We start from the raw sequence: 21,046 nt of genomic DNA on the forward strand, positions 1-21,046 counted from the left end.
CCGCATCCCCGCTGCCCTTGTAGCTCAGTTGGTAGAGCACCTGATTTGTAATCAGGGGGTCGCGGGTTCGAATCCTGCCGGGGGCACCATTCCTTTCATGTACAGCCCGGAGACATGGGTAACAGATTGCACCTAAGACATGGGTGACAACCTCGTGCCGAACGGGTTGTCGATGGTCTGCAAGGTTCTCTGTTCCAAGTCGATATTTCCCGGATCACAGCGCATAAAGCTGATCAGCCAAGTCTCATCATCGACCTTCTTGAGGCCGGGCCAGCAAGCGCCGGAAGCCGGAGCGGGATGCGGGTTCAGAACATCGCCCTGACGCAGCATTTGACGCAGCGCACAATAGTTCTTTGGGTTTTATGGATTTGCATTGCCGTCAATCTGTCTTAACCTCGCATTCGGCCTGCACAGTCAGGCTCAAGGGGAGGACAACATAATGAAACAGATTCTGGGCACTGCGGCGCTTACCGCTTCTTTGCTGGCGGGCACGGCGATTGCCGCCGCTGACAGCCTGACGCTTTACTGTTCTGCGGACGAGGCCTGGTGCCAGTTGATGGCCCGCGGTTTCGAGGAGGAAACCGGGATCAAGGTCGACATGACCCGCAAGAGTTCCGGCGAGACATTTGCCCAGGTCAAGGCCGAGGCTGCCAACCCGAAAGGCGACGTCTGGTGGGGCGGCACCGGCGACCCGCATTTGCAGGCGGCCGAGGAGAACCTGACCGCCGAGTACCTGTCGCCGATGCGCGACGAGCTCAATGACTGGGCGATCCGGCAGGCGGAATCGGCCGGCAACAGGACCATCGGAATTTACTCCGGTGCGCTCGGTTTCGGCTACAACAAGGATCTGCTGGAAAAAGCCGGCCTGCCGGCACCAGCCTGCTGGAAGGATCTGACCAAGCCCGAATACAAGGGACAGGTGCAGATGGCCAATCCCAATTCCTCCGGCACCGCCTACACCACGCTCGCCACCATGGTGCAGCTGTTCGGCGAAGAGGATGGCTTCCAGTTCATGAAAGACCTGCACAAGAACATCAACCAGTACACCAAATCCGGTTCCGCACCGATCAAGGCCGCGGGCCTGGGCGAAAACATGATCGGCATCGTCTTCATGCATGATGCCGTGGCGCAGGCAGCCAGCGGTTTCCCGATCGTGACCGTCGCTCCGTGCGAGGGCACCGGATATGAAATCGGTTCGATGTCGATCATCGCCGATGCCCGCAATCCCGAATCGGCGCAGACGTTCTACGACTGGGCTCTGACCGCCGATGTGCAGTCACGCGCCAAGGACGTCAATTCGTTCCAGGTGCCCTCAAACACCGCTGCCGTGCAATCTCCGATGGCACCGGATCTGTCCGAGATCAAGCTGATCGATTACGACTTCAAGAAGTACGGATCCTCCGACGAGCGCAAGCGCTTGTTACAGAAATGGGATGAAGAGGTCTCCAATCTGCCGCAATAATCATGCGGCAAGTCCAGCATCAGTCGGCGTTCCACCCCACCGTCATCCTGTGGATGATGGTGGGGCTGAGCGGCTTCGTGCTTTTGCCGTGGTACATGCTCGACGACGGCCTGTTCTCGTTTTCCTGGGTGAGCGACGGTTATCCGTTTGACAGCGATGTCGCCCCGGCGCTGTTTCTTGTTCTGCAGGGCCAGAAGATGTGGCTGGCGCCACTGGGGGGGTTGCTGGTCTTGCCGCTGGCGCTCTGGGGCAGACGGAAGAATGATCCGGTCTTCGGCAATGTGCTGATCGCGGTTGGGCTTTCAGGCCTCGTCTGGTTCTTCGCCCAAGGCTACGGCATCAGCCTGCGTGGCTGGAACGCTGCGTTTCTCACCGACATGTTCGGCAAATTGCCCGAACGGCAATTCGGCATGGGCTGGGGCGCCGGGCTCGTCGGCAGCGCATTCCTGTTTTTACTCACCCTTGGCATCGCCGCACGCGGTGCCGTCGGCGGCGATGTCTTCGTGGTCAGTTCGATCGGCCTCATCGTCGGCCTGGTGACCTTGTTTATCCTCTTGCCGATTCTCAAAATGCTCGGCAGCGCACTGATCACCGAAGATGGCGGCTACTCGCTGTCGTCCTTTGCCGGCAAATTCCTCTCCTTGCGGATCTGGGGCCTGGGCTGCATCACCGGCGGGTCGCGGTGCGGGGTTGCCTGGAATTCGCTGTTTCTGGCGGTCATTGTCGGCATCGTGACGACCTTGCTGGGTCTTGTGTTCGCACTTATCGCCACACGCACCAATGCCCGCTTTCAGAAGCTGCTCCGCGCCCTGACTGTGCTGCCGGTGATCACGCCGCCCTTCGTGATCGGTCTTGCCATCATCTTGCTGTTTGGTCTGTCCGGCGTGTTCACCCAGGGCTGGGCCTGGCTGTTCGACATCCAGCCGACACGCTGGGTCTACGGTCTGCCAGGCCTTCTGATCGCACAGACCCTGGCCTTTACCCCGATCGCTTTCCTCGTGCTGATCGGGGTGGTCGAGGGCGTCAGCCCGTCGATGGAAGAAGCCGCACAGACACTTCGCGCCAACCGCTGGCAGACCTTCTGGACAGTTTCGCTTCCGTTGATGCGGCCCGGACTCGCCAACGCCTTCCTGCTCGGGTTCATCGAGAGCATGGCCGATTTCGGCAATCCGCTGGTACTGGGCGGGAACTTCGATGTGCTGTCGACCGAGATTTTCTTTGCCATTGTCGGCGCCCAGTATGATCAGGCCCAGGCGGCCGTTCTGGCCATTGTGCTGTTGGTGTTCACGCTGTCGGCCTTCTATGCGCAACGCTTCTGGCTCGGCAAGAAATCCTACACCACCGTCGCCGGCAAGGGGGATGCAGGGGTTCATCCGCCGTTGCCTCGCGGCTTCACCCTCTCCATCGGATCGGTTGCAGCATTCTGGCTGATGCTGACGGTCCTGGTTTACGTGACGATCCTGTATGCCAGCTTCGTCAAATTGTGGGGTGTCGATTTCTCGCTGACATTCGGCCATTACATCCAGGCCTTCTCGGTGGGCTGGAACGAGTTCGGCCTTCACTGGAACGGTTCTGCCTGGGATTCGTTTTTCACCACGCTCTGGATCGCCCTTGTATCAGCTCTGCCGACCGCGATCATCGGCCTGCTGACCGCCTATCTGCTGGTGCGCCAGCGCTTTGCCGGCAAGGGCGCCTTCGAATTCGGGACGATGCTGTCCTTTGCCATACCCGGCACCGTGATCGGCGTGTCCTATGTCATTGCCTTCAATGTGCCGCCGATCGAAATCACCGGAACGGCAATCATCCTGATCGTGTCCTTCATCTTTCGCAACATGCCGGTGGGTGTGCGCGCCGGTGTCGCTTCCATGTCCCAACTCGACAAGAGTCTCGATGAGTCGTCGCTGACGCTTGGCGCCAACTCGTTTCAGACCTTCATCCGCATCATCCTGCCGCTGCTCCGTCCGGCCATCCTTGCGGCTCTGGTGTATTCTTTCGTGCGCGCCATGACCGCAATCAGCGCCGTGATCTTCCTTGTCAGCGCCCGCTACGACCTGTCCACGAGCTACATCATCGGCCGTGTCGAAAACAACGAATACGGCATTGCCATCGCCTATGCGACCGCGCTGGTCTTCGTCATGCTGGCGGTGATCGGATGCATGCAAATGATTGTCGGCCGCCGCAACATCGGCCGGCGGGGACAGGCGGGCTCGGCCAACCAGATACAAGTTCCAGGGGGCGGATAGTGAGTGTGATCAAAAGCAATGCGGCATCGGTGGAATTCCGAGGGGTCAGCAAGGTCTATCCCGGCTCCAAAGTGGCCGCGGTCGACGATGTGTCGATCACGGTAGAACAAGGCAAACTGGTCACGCTGCTGGGCCCCTCCGGCTGCGGCAAGACCACAACCTTGCGGATGATCGCCGGGCTCGAGTTTGTGACATCCGGCAAGATTGTCATCGGCGGCATGGATGTGACCACATTGCCTGCGACCGAACGCGATGTGTCGATGGTTTTCCAGTCCTATGCCCTGTTTCCACACATGACCGTTCGCGAAAACGTCGAGTACGGATTGAAGTTCTCGGGCTTTCCCAAAAAGGAAATCGGCGAGCGCGCCATGGCCGGGCTGATGCTGGTCGGTCTGCAGGATTACGGCGCCCGTCTGCCAAGCCAGCTTTCAGGTGGGCAGCAGCAGCGTGTCGCGGTGGCGCGGGCACTCGTGCTCGAGCCACAGGTGCTGCTTTTCGACGAGCCGCTTTCAAACCTTGATGCCAAACTGCGCAGACAGGTGCGCGAAGACATTCGTGATCTGCAGATCAAGCTTGGCCTGACTGTCGTCTATGTCACCCATGACCAGGAAGAAGCGCTCGCGGTGTCCGACCGTATCATCGTCATGAACAATGCCGTGGTGGCCCAGGAAGGCACGCCGCGCGATCTCTATGATGCGCCGGCAAATGCCTTCGTTGCCGACTTCATCGGCGAGGCGAACCTGCTTGACTGCGAGGTGACCTCGGTCGAGAACGGTGAAGCAAGCGTGAGGCTGGGGCCGGTCAGCCTGGCCATGTCGGCCCGCGGCCGGGCGCCCGGTCCCGCAAGGCTGGCAGTACGCCCCGACCGGATTGATCTGGTCAACCCGTCAACCAAGAACACGCTACCTGCGACGCTGACGAAAGTGACCTATGTCGGCAAGCACCTCGAATGCCTGGCGGAAACCGAAGTCGGTACATTCTTCGCCATCTGCCATGATGTCGATGCGCAGGTTAAACCGGGTGATATGGTCGGCCTGGATTTCCGCGGGCGCGGGCCGGTGCTCATCGGCGATTAAAGATCACCGCTCAAAACAGTCATCGGCGATCTGCTTGATCGAGGCAAAGACCCCTGGCCCACCTGCGATCACCACCGTGCCGTTGTCCAGAGCGGTCGCGGGGTCAGGCTCAACAATGTGGCCGCCGGCCTCCTCGATCATCAAGAGACCGGCGACACAATCCCAGCTGTTCATGTGCTCTTCGAGATAACCCAGCAGCCGTCCGCCGGCGACATAGGCGAGCATCAGTGCGCCCGATGCATTGCGAAAGAAAACGCCGCCGCCGTCAACAATTCGTTCAATCACCTTGACGATATTTGTGCCATGGACGCGGCCGGAAAAGCCGGTTCCGACAGATCCCTCACCGATGCTGGGGGCCTGGGAAACGCTGATCGGTTTGCCATTGCAGAACGCGCCACCGCCTTTCGACGCATGAAACAGTTCACCCGAGCACGGTTCATTGATGACGCCGATGACCGCTTTACCGTTGTGTGCCACCGCAATGGCCACGCACCACTGGGGAATGCCGCGAACGAAATTGGCTGTCCCGTCAATCGGATCGATCACCCAGTCAAACCCGCTGGTGCCGTGTTTGCGGCCGTGTTCCTCGCCAACAATACCGTCGTCAGGCCAGCGCTCTTCAATAGCCTTGCGGATGAGTGTCTCTGTATCCTTGTCCGCATTGGAAACCATATCCTGATGCCCCTTGCTCTCAATGACGAGAGAGTCGAAAGCATCGAAATGGTTTTTTGCAAAACTGCCGGCGCGCCGGGCCAACTCTATTGTGAACTCAAGTCTGTCAGACAAAATCATACCGCTCCGCTCAATCCGTGTCTCCCAAAGCGCGTCGCATCAAACCGGTTCCGGGTGACGCACTTTAGGCTCTTTGTTGATGCAGGTCGTTGTCGCAAAACCGCTGCACACTTTTGCGCGACATGCATATTAGGCCAGTATCAGTTTGCCAGCTTCGAGCCAATGGATATTCCATCCAGGCAGCGGGCAAGCGCGGCAGGAATGCCGGCTACCCGCCCAGAAGCCGGTCGATCGGGGCGTAGTCATCGGTCAGGATCGCCGGCGAACTGCGGGCCACCAGGCGGTCGGTGAAACTCTGTGCCATGACGGCAAAGCGGGTTGCGTCCGGCGCTGCAGCGGTGATGGTTGAAAACTCTGTCGGCGTGACTGCCGCAACAAGCACAAAGACCCTCTGTTCGCCGGGGGTAGGAAGGCTTGCCTGGGTCCAGATCTCGACACTTGGGAACACTGACTGCAGCGTTGCGGTGATCGCGCCAAGCGCCTGCAGTCGTTCGGGAAAATCGACGACGTTCATCAGGAAGACGCCATTCTTTGAGAGCTGCGAGCGGACAAGCTGGAAGAACTCGCGGGTGATCAGATGCGCCGGCACGGCAATGTCACCAAAGGCATCGCCGACGATGACGTCGTAGCGGGCGTCGGGCCGCCGCTGCAGTGCCACCCGCGCGTCTTCATCGAGAATGGTGATGCCGGCAGGATCGAGCCAGAAATCGCGCACTGCAGTGCGGGTCACCTCCGGATCGATTTCAGCCACCGTGATGGGCCCGGTGTTGCGGTCAGCCCAGGCGCGCGGGACCGAATAGGTTCCCCCGCCGATGAAGAATGCCGAAAATGGTCTGGACTGCATCCGCTGCCGGGCAATCGCATCAAGCATTGCGGTAAATTCCGAAAACATCGTCCGCGGCAGGTCCCTCGCGCTGGTGCCATGGGAGAGATGGTCTAGAACCAGACGCCGCACCGGCGACCCCGACGTGGCCGACATGTCGAGGACCCGGATGCAGAAATACTGGCTTTCGCTGGTGCAGCTGGATAACCGGGTGACCGAGAGCGTGCCCAGCACGATTGCCAGCGCCGCCAGGGCGATCGTCGCCACCGGACGCGACAGCGGGCGGGCAAGCCAGAATATAAGCGCGGCGGCACCCAGATAGACCGCAGTGACAATGGCAAGCGTCACCGCCGTGCCCAGCCAGGGGATGAACACGAACCCTGCCAGCAGTGTGCCTGCGATCGCGCCGACTGCGCCGGCGGTAAACATCGCTCCGAGCGCCCGGCCGGACTGGTCCGCCTGCGCGGTGACGGCAATCTGCGCCAGCACCGGTGCCGGCACACCGGCAAACAAGGATGGAAGAAAAAACACCCCGCCCGTCAAGGCGACGATGCTCCAGACCGGATGACTGACCGCTTCCAGCACAGGACCGCCAATCAGACGCAACACCAGCAAGGCGGAAGCTGTCGATATCGCCGCTGCCAGCAGGATCCAGCCGGTGATGATCAGCGCCTGCCTGGGCGGGCGCGACGCAATATGGCCACCCCACCAGTGGCCGGCCGAAAAGCCTGCCAGCACGACGGCGATGATCGACGTCCAGGAGTAAAGCGACATGCCGACATAGGGCGCCAGCATCCGGCCGGCAACGATCTCGACCACCAGACTGACGCCAGATACAGCGGCCTGTATCGCCACAAGCAGGCCGAGTGGCACATGAAGTCGGGGGGTCGGCATGCCTGTTGCTCCTGGGCAATGATTCTGTGGCATCTTTATCCGCCCCCGGCTTTCAGGCAAGCCGGCGTCGGGTCTGCAGCATGCGGATGGCCCCGACCCGGGCCAACGCGCGGAAAACAAGCCTGAAGCGGAGGCCGGATGCCTCCCGAAGTTCCGCGGCCTGGTGCTTTGCCAGTGGCCGGCTTGCCCTGGTGAGGGGGGCGGTTCCTGTACCCCTGTGGCCGCTGACCACTCTTGCATCCCGGCTCCGCAATCGCCATTGTCCCCTGAAGAGTGGGAGTAACCTCATCACATGACTTGTAAATTTAGTTTCATCGCGTCAACGGCACCTGACGCTCAGGCGGCGGCGAAGCACTTGGCTGCGCTTTATGGCAACACCCGCCAGCAAGACGCGGATGTGATCGTGGCGCTCGGCGGTGACGGGTTCATGCTGCAGACCCTGCATGCCCAGATGAACAGCGGCCGGATGGTCTACGGCATGAACCGCGGCTCAATCGGGTTCTTGATGAATGACTACTCCGACGAGGATCTGGCCGGGCGGATCGATGCGGCGGTCGAAAACATCATCCGTCCGCTCGAAATGGTCGCCACAGATGCACACGGCGCCGAGCACAAGGCGATGGCCATCAACGAGGTCTCGCTGCTCAGACAAAGCTATCAGGCAGCCAAGTTGCGTCTGTCCATCGATGGCCAGGAGCGCATGGAAGAACTGATCTGCGACGGGCTGATGGTGGCGACGCCGGCAGGATCGACCGCCTATAATTTGTCAGCCCACGGCCCGATCCTGCCGCTTGATGCCCAGCTTCTGGCGCTGACGCCCGTCAGCCCGTTCCGGCCGCGGCGCTGGCGTGGTGCCTTGCTGCCCAACAAGGTGACCGTTACAATAGATGTGCTGGAAAGTGACAAGCGACCGGTCAACGCGGTGGCCGATCACATCGAAGTCAAATCCGTGACCCAGGTTCAGGTCTCGGAATCCAAGGAATGCACCGTGCGAATCCTCACCGATTCGAGCCATTCATGGAATGACCGTATATTGGCCGAGCAATTCCTCTACTGAGGCCCACAAACAGGAAGGCTATGCTGATGTTCCGCACCGCGTCAAAAATCCTGCTGCTGTTGGCGTGCCTTTCCCCGGCCATGCCGGTTCCGGGCTTGACCCAGGACATTCCGGACCTGGCCGATACGCTGCCGGCCCGGGTTCTCTTTGTCACCAGCGGTGGATACTGGGAGGGCACGATTGCGGACACTCCGCTCGCCGATGATGCCGGCACCACATCCGGTGCGGTTCCGGACGCGGAGGATGCAGCAGCTCAAAAGCGCGGTTATTACCGGCTGATCGCCATTCGTGGGGCCGACAACCGTTCGCTGTTGCAGCTCCAGCAGATCATGCTGGCGCCAGATGGGCCGGAACTGGCAACCTCGGTCCCGGTCGAGGAGATCAATAGCCTTGGCGGTTATGTCACCGATATCAGGCCGGAGGATTCCACAGGCTCGGCAAGCCAGCCGGGCTTTGCCGCCTATATCTACCTCAAGACCGATCCGTCGGTGGGTGAACCGGATACCTGGGCCTTGTTCATCGACGAGTTTGGCGACGTCAGCGTCGAGCAGACAACCAACTGATACATGCCGCATTCACCTGTAGTCCGTTGGACGAAACCCTGCATGCCCGCATCAATCAGCCCGGACCGGCCTGGCATCTCCGAACCACGATGTCACCTCCGGATGGACAGGTCTAATCGATGTCCTCGACATCGCCGGCGCCGCCATAGACACGCTGGGCAAGAGCTGCTTCCATGAAGGCATCGAGATCGCCGTCGAGCACGCCTTGCGGATTGGTGCTCTCCGTGCCGGTGCGCAGATCCTTGATCAGCTGGTATGGCTGGAGCACGTAAGACCGGATCTGATGGCCCCATCCGATATCGGTCTTCGACGCTGTTTCAACGTTTGCCGCTTCCTCGCGCTTCTTCAGTTCCGCCTCGTAAATCCGGGCCCGGAGCATGTCCCAGGCCTTGGCGCGGTTCTTGTGCTGGGAGCGTTCCTGCTGACACTGCACCACAATTCCGGTGGGGTTGTGGGTGATCCGCACCGCAGAATCGGTGGTGTTGACGTGCTGACCGCCGGCGCCGGAGGCGCGGTAGGTGTCGATGCGGCAATCGCTTTCGTTGATGTCCACTTCGATCGAATCGTCGATGACCGGATAGACCCAGATGCTCGAGAAGGAAGTGTGGCGGCGGGCCTGGCTGTCATAGGGCGAAATCCGGACCAGACGATGAACGCCCGATTCGGTCTTGAGCCAGCCATAGGCATTGTGGCCCTTGATCAACAGCGTCGCCGACTTGATGCCGGCTTCTTCGCCATCGTGAATTTCCATCAGCTCGACCTTCATGCCGTGCTGCTCGGCCCAGCGGGTGTACATCCGCAACAGCATGTTGGCCCAGTCCTGGCTTTCGGTGCCGCCGGCACCGGAGTGCACCTCGACATAGGCGTCGTTGCTGTCGGCCTCCCCCGACAGCAGCGATTCAATCTGCTGCCTTGAAACCTCTGTGCGAAGCTCCTTGAGCGCGGCTTCAGCCTCGGTGACGATAGCCCTGTCACCTTCCTCCTCACCCATCTCGATAAGCTCGAGGTTGTCCGACAGCTGCGCCTCCAGACGCTTCAATCCATTGATCGAATCGTCAAGCTGCTGGCGCTCGCGCATCAGTTTCTGGGCCTCCTGGGGATCATCCCAGATCGACGGATCTTCGGCCTTTACGTTAAGCCATTCCAAGCGTTTCTGAGCCGGTTCCCAGTCAAAGATGCCTCCTCAGCAGGCTTATGGCCTGCTTGATTTCGTCGACAACGACCTGGGATTCTGCACGCATGGATCTGTGTTTCCGTCATGTTTTCAGGCAAGCGTTCTTGCCAAAGCGGGCGGACCATAAGGGCGCACCGTGATGATGTAAAGCCGTCGAGGCGTGTGTTTTCCATTCCAAAGAAATGGTCAGTACAATCCGCCGACACCGTTGTTCACGGCCTGATTGGCCTGTGGGGAAATCGTTGTGATGGCATCACCAGTTGCAAATTCCTCAAGGCCGATGACCGAGTAGACATCGGAAGGACCGGTGCCAGGCTTGAAGGCTTCCATGATCACACCGCCCTCACCTTCGAAGGCCTGCATTCCGGTCTGGCGGTTGATGGCGATCAGCTTCATTCCCTGCGGTACGCGGAAATCGGCGGGCCGTGTGCCTTCCAGCGCTCCGAGCATGAATTCGTTGAACACCGGAGCGGCGAGCGCGCCGCCGGTCGAGCCACGCCCCATGGGGGTCGGGTTGTCGAATCCGATGAAGACACCGGCCACCAGATCGGCGGTGTAGCCCATGAACCAGGCGTCCTTTTCCTCGTTGGTGGTTCCGGTCTTGCCCGCGGTCGGACGATCAAGATTGACCTTGCTGGCGGCGGTGCCGCGGGTCACGACCCCCTCCATCATCGAGGTGATCTGATAGGCGGTCATCGGATCGAGCACCTGCTCGCGGGTATCGACCACTTCAGGCTCTTCCTGGGTCAGCCAGGCGGTCGCCACACAGGCATCGCAACTGCGCTCCTCATGTTTGAAGATGGTCTTGCCGTAGCGGTCCTGGATGCGGTCGATCAGCGATGGCTTGATCTGCTTGCCACCATTGGCAAGCACCGAATAGGCCGATGCCATGCGCATGACCGTGGTTTCGCCCGAACCGAGCGACATCGCCAACACCGGCAACATGTCGTCATACAGGCCAAACCGCTCTGCATATTCAGCCACAAGGTTCATGCCCATGTCCCTGGCAAGCCGCACGGTCATGAGATTGCGCGACCGCTCGATTCCGAGCCGCAGCGTCGAGGGACCGGCAGAGCCGCCGCCATAGTTCTTCGGCTTCCAGATTTCTCCGCCCGACACAATCTCGATCGGGGCGTCGAGCACCACCGAAGCCGGGGTGTAACCATTGTCGAGCGCGGCAGCGTAGACGAAAGGCTTGAACGCAGAGCCCGGCTGGCGCATCGCCTGGGTGGCGCGGTTGAACTCGGACTGGGCAAATGAAAATCCGCCGACCATCGCCAGCACGCGCCCGGTGTGCGGATCCATGGCCACCAGGGCGCCCTGAACCTTTGGCGGCTGCCGCAGGCGCAAATGCTTGACGCCTTCTTTTTCAATGGTTTCGACGTAGACCACATCGCCCGGATTGAGAACCTCGGCAGCCGATTTGACGTTTCGGCGCTTGTCACCGGCGATATCCAGCCGGAACGCCCATTTCATGTCTTCCGGCAGGATGGTTCCGGTGCGTCGCTCGCCTGCGACAGCGCCGGAAACCTCGCGATCGGGCTGCAATCCGACATCAACGCCGTCGCTGGACGCGGCGAGCACCACAGCCAGCTGCCATTCGGGCACATCCCGCAGTGATTCCACTTCGCTCAGCGGCGCGCCCCAATCAGCCGACACATCAATGCGCGTCACCGGGCCGCGGAATCCACGGCGTTCATCGTAGGAAATCAAGCCTTTCTGCAGCGCCTTGCGGGCAATGGCCTGAAGCTTCGGGTCAAGCGTGGTGCGAACCGACAGCCCCCCCTCATACAGGGCATCATCGCCGTAGCGGTCGATCAACTCACGCCGGACCTCCTCGGCAAAATATTCCGATGCGAACAAATAGGAACCGGTCTTGCGCGGTGTCACGCCAAGCGGCAGGGCCTTCGCATCAGCCCCATCAGCGGTACGGACATAGCCGTTCTCAACCATGCGATCGATGACCCAGTTGCGGCGCTCGATGGCGCGCTCGGGGTGGCGAAACGGATGATAATTCGACGGGGCCTTGGGCAAAGCCGCCAGATAAGCGGTCTCAGCGATCGTCAATTCGTTGACCGACTTGTTGAAATAGGTCAGCGCGGCGCCGGCGATACCGTAGGCGTTCTGTCCAAAAAAGATCTCGTTGAGATAAAGTTCGAGAATCCGGTCCTTGGAGTAGGCCTGCTCGATGCGGAACGACAGAATCGCTTCCTTGACCTTGCGGTCGATGGTCTGGTCGGATGACAGCAAGAAGTTCTTGGCAACCTGCTGCGTGATGGTCGACGCGCCGACCGGCCGGCGGCCCGACCCGAGATTTTGAATGTTGACGACAACTGCACGTGCAAGACCGACAGGGTCGACGCCCGGATGAGAGTAGAAATTCTTGTCTTCGGCAGAGAGAAATGCGGCCTTGACCCGGTCCGGAATCGCCTGAATCGGGAGGAACAACCGACGTTCGCGCGCATATTCGGCCATCAGTTCGCCTGAAGCCGCATGCATGCGCGTGGTCACCGGCGGCTCATAGCTGTTGAGCACTTCGTAATCGGGCAGGTCCTTGGAGACATCGCCGATATACCAGGCAACGCCAGCTGCGACGACCAGAAACAAGACGGTCCCAATCCCGAAGAAATATCCAATCAGTCGTATCATCAGTCAGCTACCGTTTGCTTTGCGTGTTGACCTGCCGGACTGGCCCAAGCCATGGACCGACTATGTCGAGTGTCCGGTTAGCCCGGACAATGCGTGTAAAATAGGGCGCAATTGCACCTGATCCATCATCAACGACCGAACCGGCGCACCTGAGCGCTTTGGATCGGCTCTGAATCGCCGCCTTAAACCAATTCCGGTCGAAAGACTTATGCTCATGCTCCGGCTTGACCATCGAGCAGTGCCGCACCCCATGCGCCGTTGCCAATCTACCACACTGCTGCAGTCGAACGGATTCGGCATCTGCTTTATCGGCCATCATTGCCTGCCCGCCAAGATCGTTGCCCGGTATTTTTCAACCGACTGAGCCAACAGCCTTGCCGTGTTTTCCCGCCATTCCTCATCGTTGAGCAATTTCTCGTCCTCGCGATTGGACAGGTAGCCCATCTCAACCAGAACAGACGGGACATCGGGGGCTTGCAGCACCCTGAACCCGGCATGCCGGAGCGGATTGTTGATCAGCTTGACCTGCCCCTCAAAGGAACTGATCACCTGCTGCGCCAGTCCGGTGGAAAAGACACGGGTTTCAGTGCGGGCAAGATCGACAAGAATCGCAGCGATCGCTTCGGGAGCATTGTCCAGGCTTGCGCCGACGATGGCATCCTCGCCGTTTTCCTGATCGGCCAGCGATTGGGCCACCGCATCAGAGGCCTTGTCAGACAGCGTGTAGACCGTGGCTCCACGCAGCGATTTCAACGAAATCGAATCTGCGTGCAACGAAATCAGCAGGTCCGCATCCACCTCGCGGGCCCGGCGTACCCTTGCGGAAAGCGACAAGAAACTGTCGTCGGTTCGTGTCATCTCGACCCGGAAGCCGCTTTGCGCCTCCAGTGCGCTCTTCAGATCCTGCGCAAATGCCAGCGTGATATCCTTTTCCATAGAGCCGGCCGCCCCCTCGGCGCCGCCATCAATGCCGCCATGCCCGGCGTCAATGACGATTGTCAGCGTGTCACGGGCACGGTCCGTCGCGCGGGTGCGGGCGGTCTTTTGATCGGGATCTGCCCATTCAGTCCGTGCCACCTCATCTAAGAAAGCCGCCCGGTCCACACGCATGATGTCAAATACGGTGCGATGGATGACGCCCGAGGCCTCCTTGCTCGATTCAGCCAGTTCCATGCGAGCCGGGGACGTGAACTCGAACACGAGACGCGCCCTGCCCTTGCCAGAATTCCCATAGCGGACGGCTGATACCAGACCGCGGGGCGCCAGCGATCCCTCGGGAAAGGCAAACACCGTTTCGGGCAAGTCAATGACCGCGCGATAGGGATTTTCCAGATAACGCAGCGAAAATTTCGGTGCTCGCTCGAAATCGATAACCAGCCGGACGCGATTCTCATCACCGGCCATGCGTGCGCCGATGGCAACGTAGCGGGTCTCGGTGGCGGCCTCCGGTTCAGCGAGCACATTGACCGGCAGGGTCATCACCAGGGTCAGGGCGCACAATGCCCTCAAAGCGCGGCTCCAGCGCGCCCACCGGACTGCTGCAAACCACCCCTTCTTCGCAAAAAACCGTGCTTGCCTCATCCAACCCTCAAACCACAATGCCGCAGTGCGACGCGTTCCGGACGGTCACCAGCGATCAATGCCATAGGGATGGCTTGATTCGATCTGCCAGCCTGATACCAGCATCGCTCATTCGGGTTAACCATTCGTTCACCATGTCTCACCCCTTCAAAACCTGCCGAAAAAGAGCCTTATTCATCCATACAACTGAACATTCCGACGCGCAGATGTTTTCAGTTGCCAGATCGATGCTCACCCCATAAAAGCTTGCATAGGGTAAGTGTATTGACGGGATAGAACTGTCACCCTTCCGGCCGCCGCCTGAACCAGGCTAAGGGCGCCAGGAGCGCGGATCGTCCGTCGTCTAATAAAAATCTTCCCCGGAGTGGCCAGTTCTTTGTTTTCAAGTCGGGAACCTGATCGGACTGCTTCTGCTAGGCAATATGGCCCAAAATGCGGCGAGGCTACTCAAGCCGTTGGTCGCATCAGGGCTGGACAGTGATTAAACCCGGCGGGCGAGGACTCCTGCCACAACCTTCGCGGCGGTTTGCCGCTAGCCTCTTCTGGGGCTTTCATCGGTCCGTAAGGACTATACGCAAATGATTTTCCGGCCGGCTGTAATGGTGCAAATGCGGATTTCCCCAAGTATGAACAGGCCCCGGGCATACCCTGCCCCGGCTATGGCCCTGCGATACACCGCACTATGCCGAGTACCGGAATGTCTATCATCCGGCGCAACCCCACCTGAGTATCCCCTGCCCCGACCTACGGGGCCATGGAGGCTTGGTTCGAGGGCGCGCCGAGGAGCTTACATTCAATGGCAGAAAAAATGCTTATCGACGCCTCCCATCCCGAGGAGACACGCGTCGTTGTCGTTCGTGGAACCCGCATAGAAGAATTCGACTTCGAGTCGGAGCACAAGAAGCAAATTCGCGGAAATATCTATCTGGCTAAGGTCACCCGTGTGGAGCCGTCGCTTCAGGCCGCATTCGTCGATTACGGCGGCAACCGTCACGGCTTCCTCGCGTTTTCAGAAATTCATCCGGACTATTATCAGATCCCGCTGGCGGACCGTCAGGCACTGCTTCAGGCCGAGGCCGAAGATGCGGAAAACGATCCTGATTTTGAAAGTGCTGACGAAGCCGATAACGGCCCCAGCAAAACCAGATCCAGCTCAAAGGCAAAGCCGGCCGAGGCAGATGAATCGGGCGAGGAAGCCAAGACTTCGAAATCCCGGCCCCGCCGCAGCCGCCGCGGCAAGAAAGCCGACGAAGAGACAGTGAGCGAAAGCGCCGGTGCTGATTCCGATCACGCGGGAGACGAAGCAGCCGCGCTGACCGCAAGCGAGTCAGGCGACGCACCGGCAGTCGAAGACGCCGCACAATCGGACACGCCCGCCGATGAGGTGGAGACGGATTCGAGCGACAATGATGACAAGCGGGATGACAAACCGGATGACAAGCCGACGGAAATAGCGGCCGATGTCGAAGGTGACGAGATTTCCGAGCCGGTTTCGCGCCGCAGGCGCAAGACCAGCGATGACGACGATTCCAACGATAATGAGGATTCGGTCGATTCGGTCGGCTCGGAAGACGCAATGGAAGAAGTTCCGTCGCGGTCGCAGCGCAAGCCGCGCAAGCAGTATCGCATCCAGGAAGTCATCAAGCGCCGCCAGATCCTGCTGGTTCAGGTGGTCAAGGAAGAACGCGGCAACAAGGGCGCGGCCCTGACAACCTATCTGTCGCTGGCGGGCCGCTATTCGGTTCTGATGCCCAACACCGCCCGTGGCGGCGGCATTTCGCGCAAGATCACAAATCTTCCCGACCGCAAGCGTCTCAAGGAGATCGCCCGCGAGCTCGAAGTGCCGAAGGGCATGGGCGTGATCCTTCGCACCGCCGGCGCCAACCGCACCAAGGTCGAAGTCAAGCGTGACTTCGAATACCTTATGCGGCTGTGGGAGAATGTCCGCAACCTGACGCTCAAGTCGACAGCACCAAGCCTCGTCTATGAGGAAGGCAGCCTGATCAAGCGTTCGATCCGCGATCTTTACAACAAGGATATCTCGGAAATCATCGTTTCGGGCGAGGAAGGCTATCGCGAAGCCAAAGATTTCATGAAGATGCTGATGCCCAGTCATGCCAAGGTGGTTCAGCCCTACCGTGACCTGCATCCGATTTTTGCCCGTGCGGGCATTGAATCGCAGCTTGACCGCATGCTGCAGCCGCAGGTCACGTTGAAATCCGGCGGCTACATCATCATCAACCAGACTGAAGCGCTCGTCGCCATCGACGTCAACTCGGGCCGCTCGACGCGCGAGCATTCGATCGAAGATACGGCCTTGCAGACCAATCTGGAAGCAGCGGATGAAGTTGCACGCCAGCTCCGGCTGCGCGACCTGGCCGGCCTGATCGTCATCGACTTCATCGACATGGAAGAAAACCGCAACAACCGTGCGGTTGAAAAGCGGATGAAGGAATGCCTCAAGCATGACCGCGCCCGCATTCAGGTGGGCAGGATCTCGCATTTCGGTCTTCTGGAGATGTCGCGTCAGCGGATCAGGGCTTCGGTGCTCGAAAGCACCATGAGACTGTGCCCGACCTGTGGCGGCAATGGTCATATCAGGTCGCAATCTTCGGTGGCCCTGCATGTCCTGCGCGGCATTGAGGAGTATCTGCTCAAGAACACCACCCATGACATTGTCGTGCGCACCACGGCTGAAACAGCGGTGTACATGCTCAATCACAAGCGTGACACCGTTGTCGATCTGGAGAAGCGCTTCGGAGTTGCCATCAGCTTCTCGGCCGACGAGTCGGTTGGTGCAAACCACTTCGCCATCGATCGTGGCGGCGCGGTGGAAAGCCCGGTCAACATCGAGCACATCACGGTCAACTCACCGGCCTATGAAGATGATGACGATGATGTCGTGATTGCCGAAGAACCCGATGACGAGAATTCAGAGTCCGATGCAAGTTCGGAAGCCCGGAGCGACGAGCAGTCCGAGCGGGAAGACGGTCAGGGCAAGAAGCGGCGCAGACGCCGCCGGCGTGGCGGACGCAAGTCCGGTGACGAGAACGGCAATGGCGACGAGAACAAGGCTTCGGCAGACGAGCGCTCTGATCAAGACGACAACGGCTCCGACGCAAATGGTGATACCGCCTCGGATGACGGCTCCGCATCGGCAGAATCGGACGCGGATGGTGACGAGCAGCGGCGCGGCAAGCGGCGCCGCCGTGGCAAGCGTGGCGGACGGCGGAATCGTGAAGAGGATGCGAACGGCGCGGCAGAGTCGGCAGATCAGTCTGCCAAGACCGACACTGTAGAGACTTCGCCCGAGGAAACGCCTGCGGCAACCGGCGAACCGGTCGCACCGGTCGAACCGGAGCCTGCGGCGCAGGCTTCAGCGGATGAGGGGCAGCCGTCGGCTGCAACAGACCAGGTTGGAGAAGCGACGGCACCGGCAGAGCAACCCGCCGCCAAGCCGGCACGGCGCAAGCGCCGCACCAAGGCCGAAATCGCGGCGGACAAAGCTGCGGCAGAAGCTGCAGCAAATGCTGCCGCCGAACCTGATGCCGGTGGCGAAAGCGCTGCCGAAGCGGACCCCGCAAGCGAGGCTGCAGCTCCGATTGCCGAACAAGCTGTGGCTGAAGATGCCGCAAGCAGCGATGAAACCGCGGATGCCGACCAGGTGCGCACTGACATCGCCGCAGTGGCAACTGCACCGGTGGTGACGTCCTCGAGCGCGCCGGACGAGGCCAAGAAGCCCAAGAAGGGTGGCTGGTGGCAAAAGCGCGGGTTCTTTTGAACCTGAGTGACATGCAAGACGAAAAAGCCGGCGGTCACCCCGCCGGCTTTTTTATCCTCTCCCGTCCAGCCCAGTCTGCAACGCCCACGGCATGCCACAGCGACCGCCGCGGCCGCCCCGGTATTGCCAGGCGCTGGCGTGTGCCGCTGGCTGGCTGTGCCAGTCAGCGCTTGCCGAGCCAGTCTTCCATGCGCGCGAGCCCGGTTGTCATCTCTTCGTGGCTGCCGGCATAGGAAAGCCGCAGGTAACGGCCGCCGTCGATCGGATCAAAATCCCTGCCCGGCGTTGTCGCCACATGGATGTCGGCGAGCATTTGCCGGGCAAAGGCCATCGAATCATTGGTGTGCCCGGAGGCATCAACCCAGGCATAGAACGCCCCGTCCATCGGGGCTGCAAACGGCAAGCCGAGCGCCGGTAGCCGGTCTGCAAGCAAAGACCGGTTCTGCCGGTAGCCATCCCGCACCGCATCCATCTCTTCAGTCCCGTCAAGCGCTGCTTCGGCGGCAATCTGGGACAGCTCCGGCGGGCTGATATAGAGACTTTGGGCGAGACATTCGACCGGCCGCACCAGATCGGCGGGCAGCACCATCCAGCCGATTCGCCAGCCGGTCATGCAAAAATATTTCGAGAAGGAATTGATGACGACCGCGGTGTCCGAGACGGCCAGCGCTGTGGTCTCCTCTCCGCTCCAGGTCAGGCCATGGTAGATTTCGTCGGAGATGAAGGCCACGCCGCGGTCGGCACACCAGGCATCGAGAGCAGCGATCGCATCTCTGGTATGGACTGCGCCGGTGGGGTTTGCCGGACTGGCGATCAGCACACCTGCCACACGCGCGCCCTGCTCGCGTTCAGCCGCCTCGAGGGCCGCCGGGGTCAAAGCGTGCCCGGTCTCCGGCCCTACCGCGATTTCGACGACCTTGAGACCCAGCGCTGCGAGGATGTTGCGGTATGCCGGATAGCCGGGCCGGGTGATGACAACCAGATCACCGGGATTGAACAATTGCAGGAAGGCGAGATTGAAGGCCGCAGAAGACCCGGTGGTCACGGCAACACGATTGGGATCGAGATCGATGCCATGTTCGCGCTTGTAGCGCGCAGCAATTGCCTGCCGCAGGCTTTTCAGTCCCAATGCATCGGTATAGCCCAGACGTCCGGCCTCAAGCGCGCGCGCAGCGGCCGTCCGCGCCACAGCCGGCGCCGGATGCGCAGGTTGCCCGACGGCCATCGAGATCACCTGATGGCCTTCACCCCTGAGCCGGGTCGCTTCAGCCAGGATATCCATGGCATGAAACGGCTCGACCGATGGCTTGCGATGAATCGACAAAACTACAACTCCTTTTCCCGACACCGCCGCAACGGATGGGATATCAACCACAGAAACCTATCTTGACCGCGCTGAGCGACGGGTGGCCGCACAATTGCCCGATTGTCATGCCCATCACAAGTGCGAGAGCACGGCGCGACTGACGGTCAAGACAATTGCTTTTCCGGGCACAGCCGCTAGTTTTCATGGCCATGATCAGGACACGTTTATCGATGACGAGCAAAATTGCGACAGTACGCCACGCCCTCTCCACCTTCATGGCTGTGGCGGTGTCTCTCTCGCTTGCGCTGCCGGCCCAAGCGCAGGGCAAGGTCGCAGTGGTTCGTGATGCCGAGATCGAGACCTTGCTCAAGGACTACGCCACGCCGGTGCTCAAGGCTGCCGGGCTGAGCGCGAGCCGTGTCCAGATCGTGCTGGTCAATGATCCCAGCTTCAACGCGTTTGTCGACGGTCAGCGTATCTTCATCAACACCGGTGCGCTCACCGCAGCGGCGGTTCCCAACGAGATCATCGGCGTGATCGCCCATGAGGCTGGTCATCTGGCCGGCGGGCATCAGCAAAGGCTGCGTGAACAGATCGCCGCTGCCCGCACCCTGGCGATCGTCGGCAGCCTGCTCGGCGCCGGGGCGATCGCGGCAGGCAGCATTGCCGGCAGTTCAGGTGGCGCCCAGGCCGGCGGTGCCTTGATCACCGCCACCCCGAGTCTGGTGCAGCGCAACCTGCTCAGCTATCGCCGGTCGGAAGAAATGAATGCCGACCAGGCGGCCGCACGCTTCCTCAATGCAACCGGGCAGTCGATGCAGGGCATGCTGACCACATTCGAGCGGTTTTCCAGAAGTCTTTCGCTTTCCGGGGTTCAGGTCGACCAATACCAGATCAGCCATCCCTTGCCGCGCGAGCGGATCGCACTGCTGGAAGAGCTGGCGCGCAAGAGCAAGTATTTCGGCTCGACCGATTCACAGAAGCTGATTGACCGTCATCAACTGATGCGCGCCAAGATCGCCGCCTATACCGGCGGGGCGAGTGCGGTAGCCCGGCTGTTCTCGAAAGACCGCGGCTCTCTGGCGGCTCGCTATGGCGACGCCATCGCCACCGATCTGGCGGGCAATTCCGCTGCATCTCTGCAAAAACTCGATGCTCTGGTGCGCGAACAGCCCGGCAATCCCTATTTCCACGAATTCCGTGGCGAGGTGCTGATCAAGCTGCGCAAAACCGATCAGGCGGTCAAGGCCTTTGCCCAGGCTGTGAAACTCGACCGGACCAAGTCTCCGTTGATACGGTCCCGTCTCGGCTTCGCCCTGGTCGCTTCCGGCAAGCCAGAAAACCGCGCCCGTGCCATCAAGGAGTTGCGCGCCTCGCTGCAGAGCGAACCGGACAACTTCTCCGCCTATTGGTCGCTGTCCCAGGCCTATGGACAGGCCGGCGATATCGGCAATGCCGAACTGGTCATGGCCGAGGGCAATTTCCGCGCGGGCAATGCCAAAGACGCAAAGGTTTTCGCAGCCCGCGCCCTGCAGAAGCTGCCCAAGGGCTCCCCCGGCGCGATCCGCGCCAATGACATTTTAACCATCGGAAATTAGGAAAGCCTTTGCGGCGTGCCTCGCGCGATTCGCATGGACAGGCAAAA

The 21,046-nt window shown here is 60.5% G+C and carries 13 protein-coding genes and 1 tRNA gene; 8 read left to right on the forward strand and 6 right to left on the reverse strand.

The features are described 5' to 3' along the window. Window positions 1-13 precede the first annotated feature (13 nt). From PZ897_RS02565 to PZ897_RS02580, 4 genes are all read left to right on the forward strand, one after another. Window positions 14-89, forward strand: a tRNA-Thr gene (locus PZ897_RS02565). 350 nt (window positions 90-439) lie between these two features. Then, a complete protein-coding gene (locus tag PZ897_RS02570) occupies window positions 440-1,462 on the forward strand; it encodes an ABC transporter substrate-binding protein (RefSeq protein WP_275749722.1) in 1,023 nt (340 codons plus the stop codon). 2 nt (window positions 1,463-1,464) lie between these two features. Continuing rightward, on the forward strand, window positions 1,465-3,705 hold the full coding sequence (locus PZ897_RS02575) for an iron ABC transporter permease (protein ID WP_275749724.1): 2,241 nt from the start codon (window positions 1,465-1,467) through the stop codon (window positions 3,703-3,705). Between the two features lie 29 nt (window positions 3,706-3,734). Next, window positions 3,735-4,781: an ABC transporter ATP-binding protein gene (locus PZ897_RS02580; RefSeq protein WP_275750124.1), complete on the forward strand. Its 1,047-nt coding sequence runs from the start codon at window positions 3,735-3,737 to the stop codon at window positions 4,779-4,781. A gap of 3 nt (window positions 4,782-4,784) precedes the next feature. On the opposite strand, the gene PZ897_RS02585 is transcribed toward PZ897_RS02580, so the two are convergent. Together PZ897_RS02585 and PZ897_RS02590 are read right to left on the reverse strand one after the other, a co-directional pair. Beyond that, complete coding sequence (locus PZ897_RS02585) at window positions 4,785-5,573, reverse strand: inositol monophosphatase family protein (protein WP_275749726.1); 789 nt, start codon at window positions 5,571-5,573, stop codon at window positions 4,785-4,787. Between the two features lie 208 nt (window positions 5,574-5,781). Continuing rightward, entirely contained in the window at window positions 5,782-7,290 is a 1,509-nt protein-coding gene (locus tag PZ897_RS02590) for a fused MFS/spermidine synthase (RefSeq protein ID WP_275749728.1), read from the reverse strand. A 292-nt stretch (window positions 7,291-7,582) separates the two neighbouring features. Between PZ897_RS02590 and PZ897_RS02595 the strand changes: the two genes are divergently transcribed. Next, window positions 7,583-8,347 (forward strand): NAD kinase, encoded by a 765-nt coding sequence (locus PZ897_RS02595; RefSeq protein WP_275749730.1) that lies wholly within the window; start codon window positions 7,583-7,585, stop codon window positions 8,345-8,347. A gap of 20 nt (window positions 8,348-8,367) precedes the next feature. Beyond that, window positions 8,368-8,910, forward strand: coding sequence for a hypothetical protein (locus PZ897_RS02600; RefSeq protein WP_275749732.1), 543 nt, complete (start codon window positions 8,368-8,370; stop codon window positions 8,908-8,910). Window positions 8,911-9,022: 112 nt separating this feature from the next. Here PZ897_RS02600 and prfB read toward each other — a convergent pair. The 3 genes from prfB to PZ897_RS02615 form a co-directional block, all read right to left on the reverse strand. Continuing rightward, window positions 9,023-10,151, reverse strand: a protein-coding gene (gene prfB, locus PZ897_RS02605; protein WP_275749734.1) for a peptide chain release factor 2 whose coding sequence is annotated in 2 segments (ribosomal slippage) — window positions 9,023-10,081 and window positions 10,083-10,151 — 1,128 coding nt in all. Because the reading frame shifts where the segments join, the coding sequence is not laid out codon by codon here. A gap of 119 nt (window positions 10,152-10,270) precedes the next feature. After that, window positions 10,271-12,733, reverse strand: a complete 2,463-nt coding sequence (locus PZ897_RS02610; RefSeq protein WP_275749735.1) for a penicillin-binding protein 1A — start codon at window positions 12,731-12,733, stop codon at window positions 10,271-10,273. A 315-nt stretch (window positions 12,734-13,048) separates the two neighbouring features. Continuing rightward, a complete protein-coding gene (locus PZ897_RS02615) occupies window positions 13,049-14,242 on the reverse strand; it encodes an N-acetylmuramoyl-L-alanine amidase (RefSeq protein ID WP_275749736.1) in 1,194 nt (397 codons plus the stop codon). An 868-nt stretch (window positions 14,243-15,110) separates the two neighbouring features. Between PZ897_RS02615 and PZ897_RS02620 the strand changes: the two genes are divergently transcribed. After that, on the forward strand, window positions 15,111-18,095 hold the full coding sequence (locus PZ897_RS02620) for an Rne/Rng family ribonuclease (protein WP_275749738.1): 2,985 nt from the start codon (window positions 15,111-15,113) through the stop codon (window positions 18,093-18,095). A gap of 163 nt (window positions 18,096-18,258) precedes the next feature. On the opposite strand, the gene PZ897_RS02625 is transcribed toward PZ897_RS02620, so the two are convergent. Further along, window positions 18,259-19,377, reverse strand: a complete 1,119-nt coding sequence (locus PZ897_RS02625) for an aminotransferase class I/II-fold pyridoxal phosphate-dependent enzyme (protein ID WP_275750125.1) — start codon at window positions 19,375-19,377, stop codon at window positions 18,259-18,261. A 254-nt stretch (window positions 19,378-19,631) separates the two neighbouring features. Between PZ897_RS02625 and PZ897_RS02630 the strand changes: the two genes are divergently transcribed. Beyond that, window positions 19,632-20,999 carry a M48 family metalloprotease gene (locus PZ897_RS02630; RefSeq protein ID WP_275749740.1) on the forward strand — a complete coding sequence of 456 codons (1,368 nt, stop codon included), beginning with the start codon at window positions 19,632-19,634 and terminating at the stop codon, window positions 20,997-20,999. Window positions 21,000-21,046: the final 47 nt, after the last annotated feature.

The organism is Hoeflea sp. YIM 152468, assembly GCF_029210485.1.
Taxonomy (GTDB): domain Bacteria; phylum Pseudomonadota; class Alphaproteobacteria; order Rhizobiales; family Rhizobiaceae; genus Hoeflea.

Coding starts and splice junctions, on each gene's coding strand:
- PZ897_RS02595 (WP_275749730.1), top strand. CDS start 7,583: ATGACTTGTAAATTTAGTTTCATCGCGTCAACGGCACCTGACGCTCAG.
- PZ897_RS02600 (WP_275749732.1), top strand. CDS start 8,368: ATGCTGATGTTCCGCACCGCGTCAAAAATCCTGCTGCTGTTGGCGTGC.
- PZ897_RS02585 (WP_275749726.1), bottom strand. CDS start 5,573: ATGATTTTGTCTGACAGACTTGAGTTCACAATAGAGTTGGCCCGGCGC.
- PZ897_RS02630 (WP_275749740.1), top strand. CDS start 19,632: ATGACGAGCAAAATTGCGACAGTACGCCACGCCCTCTCCACCTTCATG.
- PZ897_RS02610 (WP_275749735.1), bottom strand. CDS start 12,733: ATGATACGACTGATTGGATATTTCTTCGGGATTGGGACCGTCTTGTTT.
- PZ897_RS02575 (WP_275749724.1), top strand. CDS start 1,465: ATGCGGCAAGTCCAGCATCAGTCGGCGTTCCACCCCACCGTCATCCTG.
- PZ897_RS02620 (WP_275749738.1), top strand. CDS start 15,111: ATGGCAGAAAAAATGCTTATCGACGCCTCCCATCCCGAGGAGACACGC.
- PZ897_RS02625 (WP_275750125.1), bottom strand. CDS start 19,377: ATGGATATCCTGGCTGAAGCGACCCGGCTCAGGGGTGAAGGCCATCAG.
- PZ897_RS02570 (WP_275749722.1), top strand. CDS start 440: ATGAAACAGATTCTGGGCACTGCGGCGCTTACCGCTTCTTTGCTGGCG.
- PZ897_RS02590 (WP_275749728.1), bottom strand. CDS start 7,290: ATGCCGACCCCCCGACTTCATGTGCCACTCGGCCTGCTTGTGGCGATA.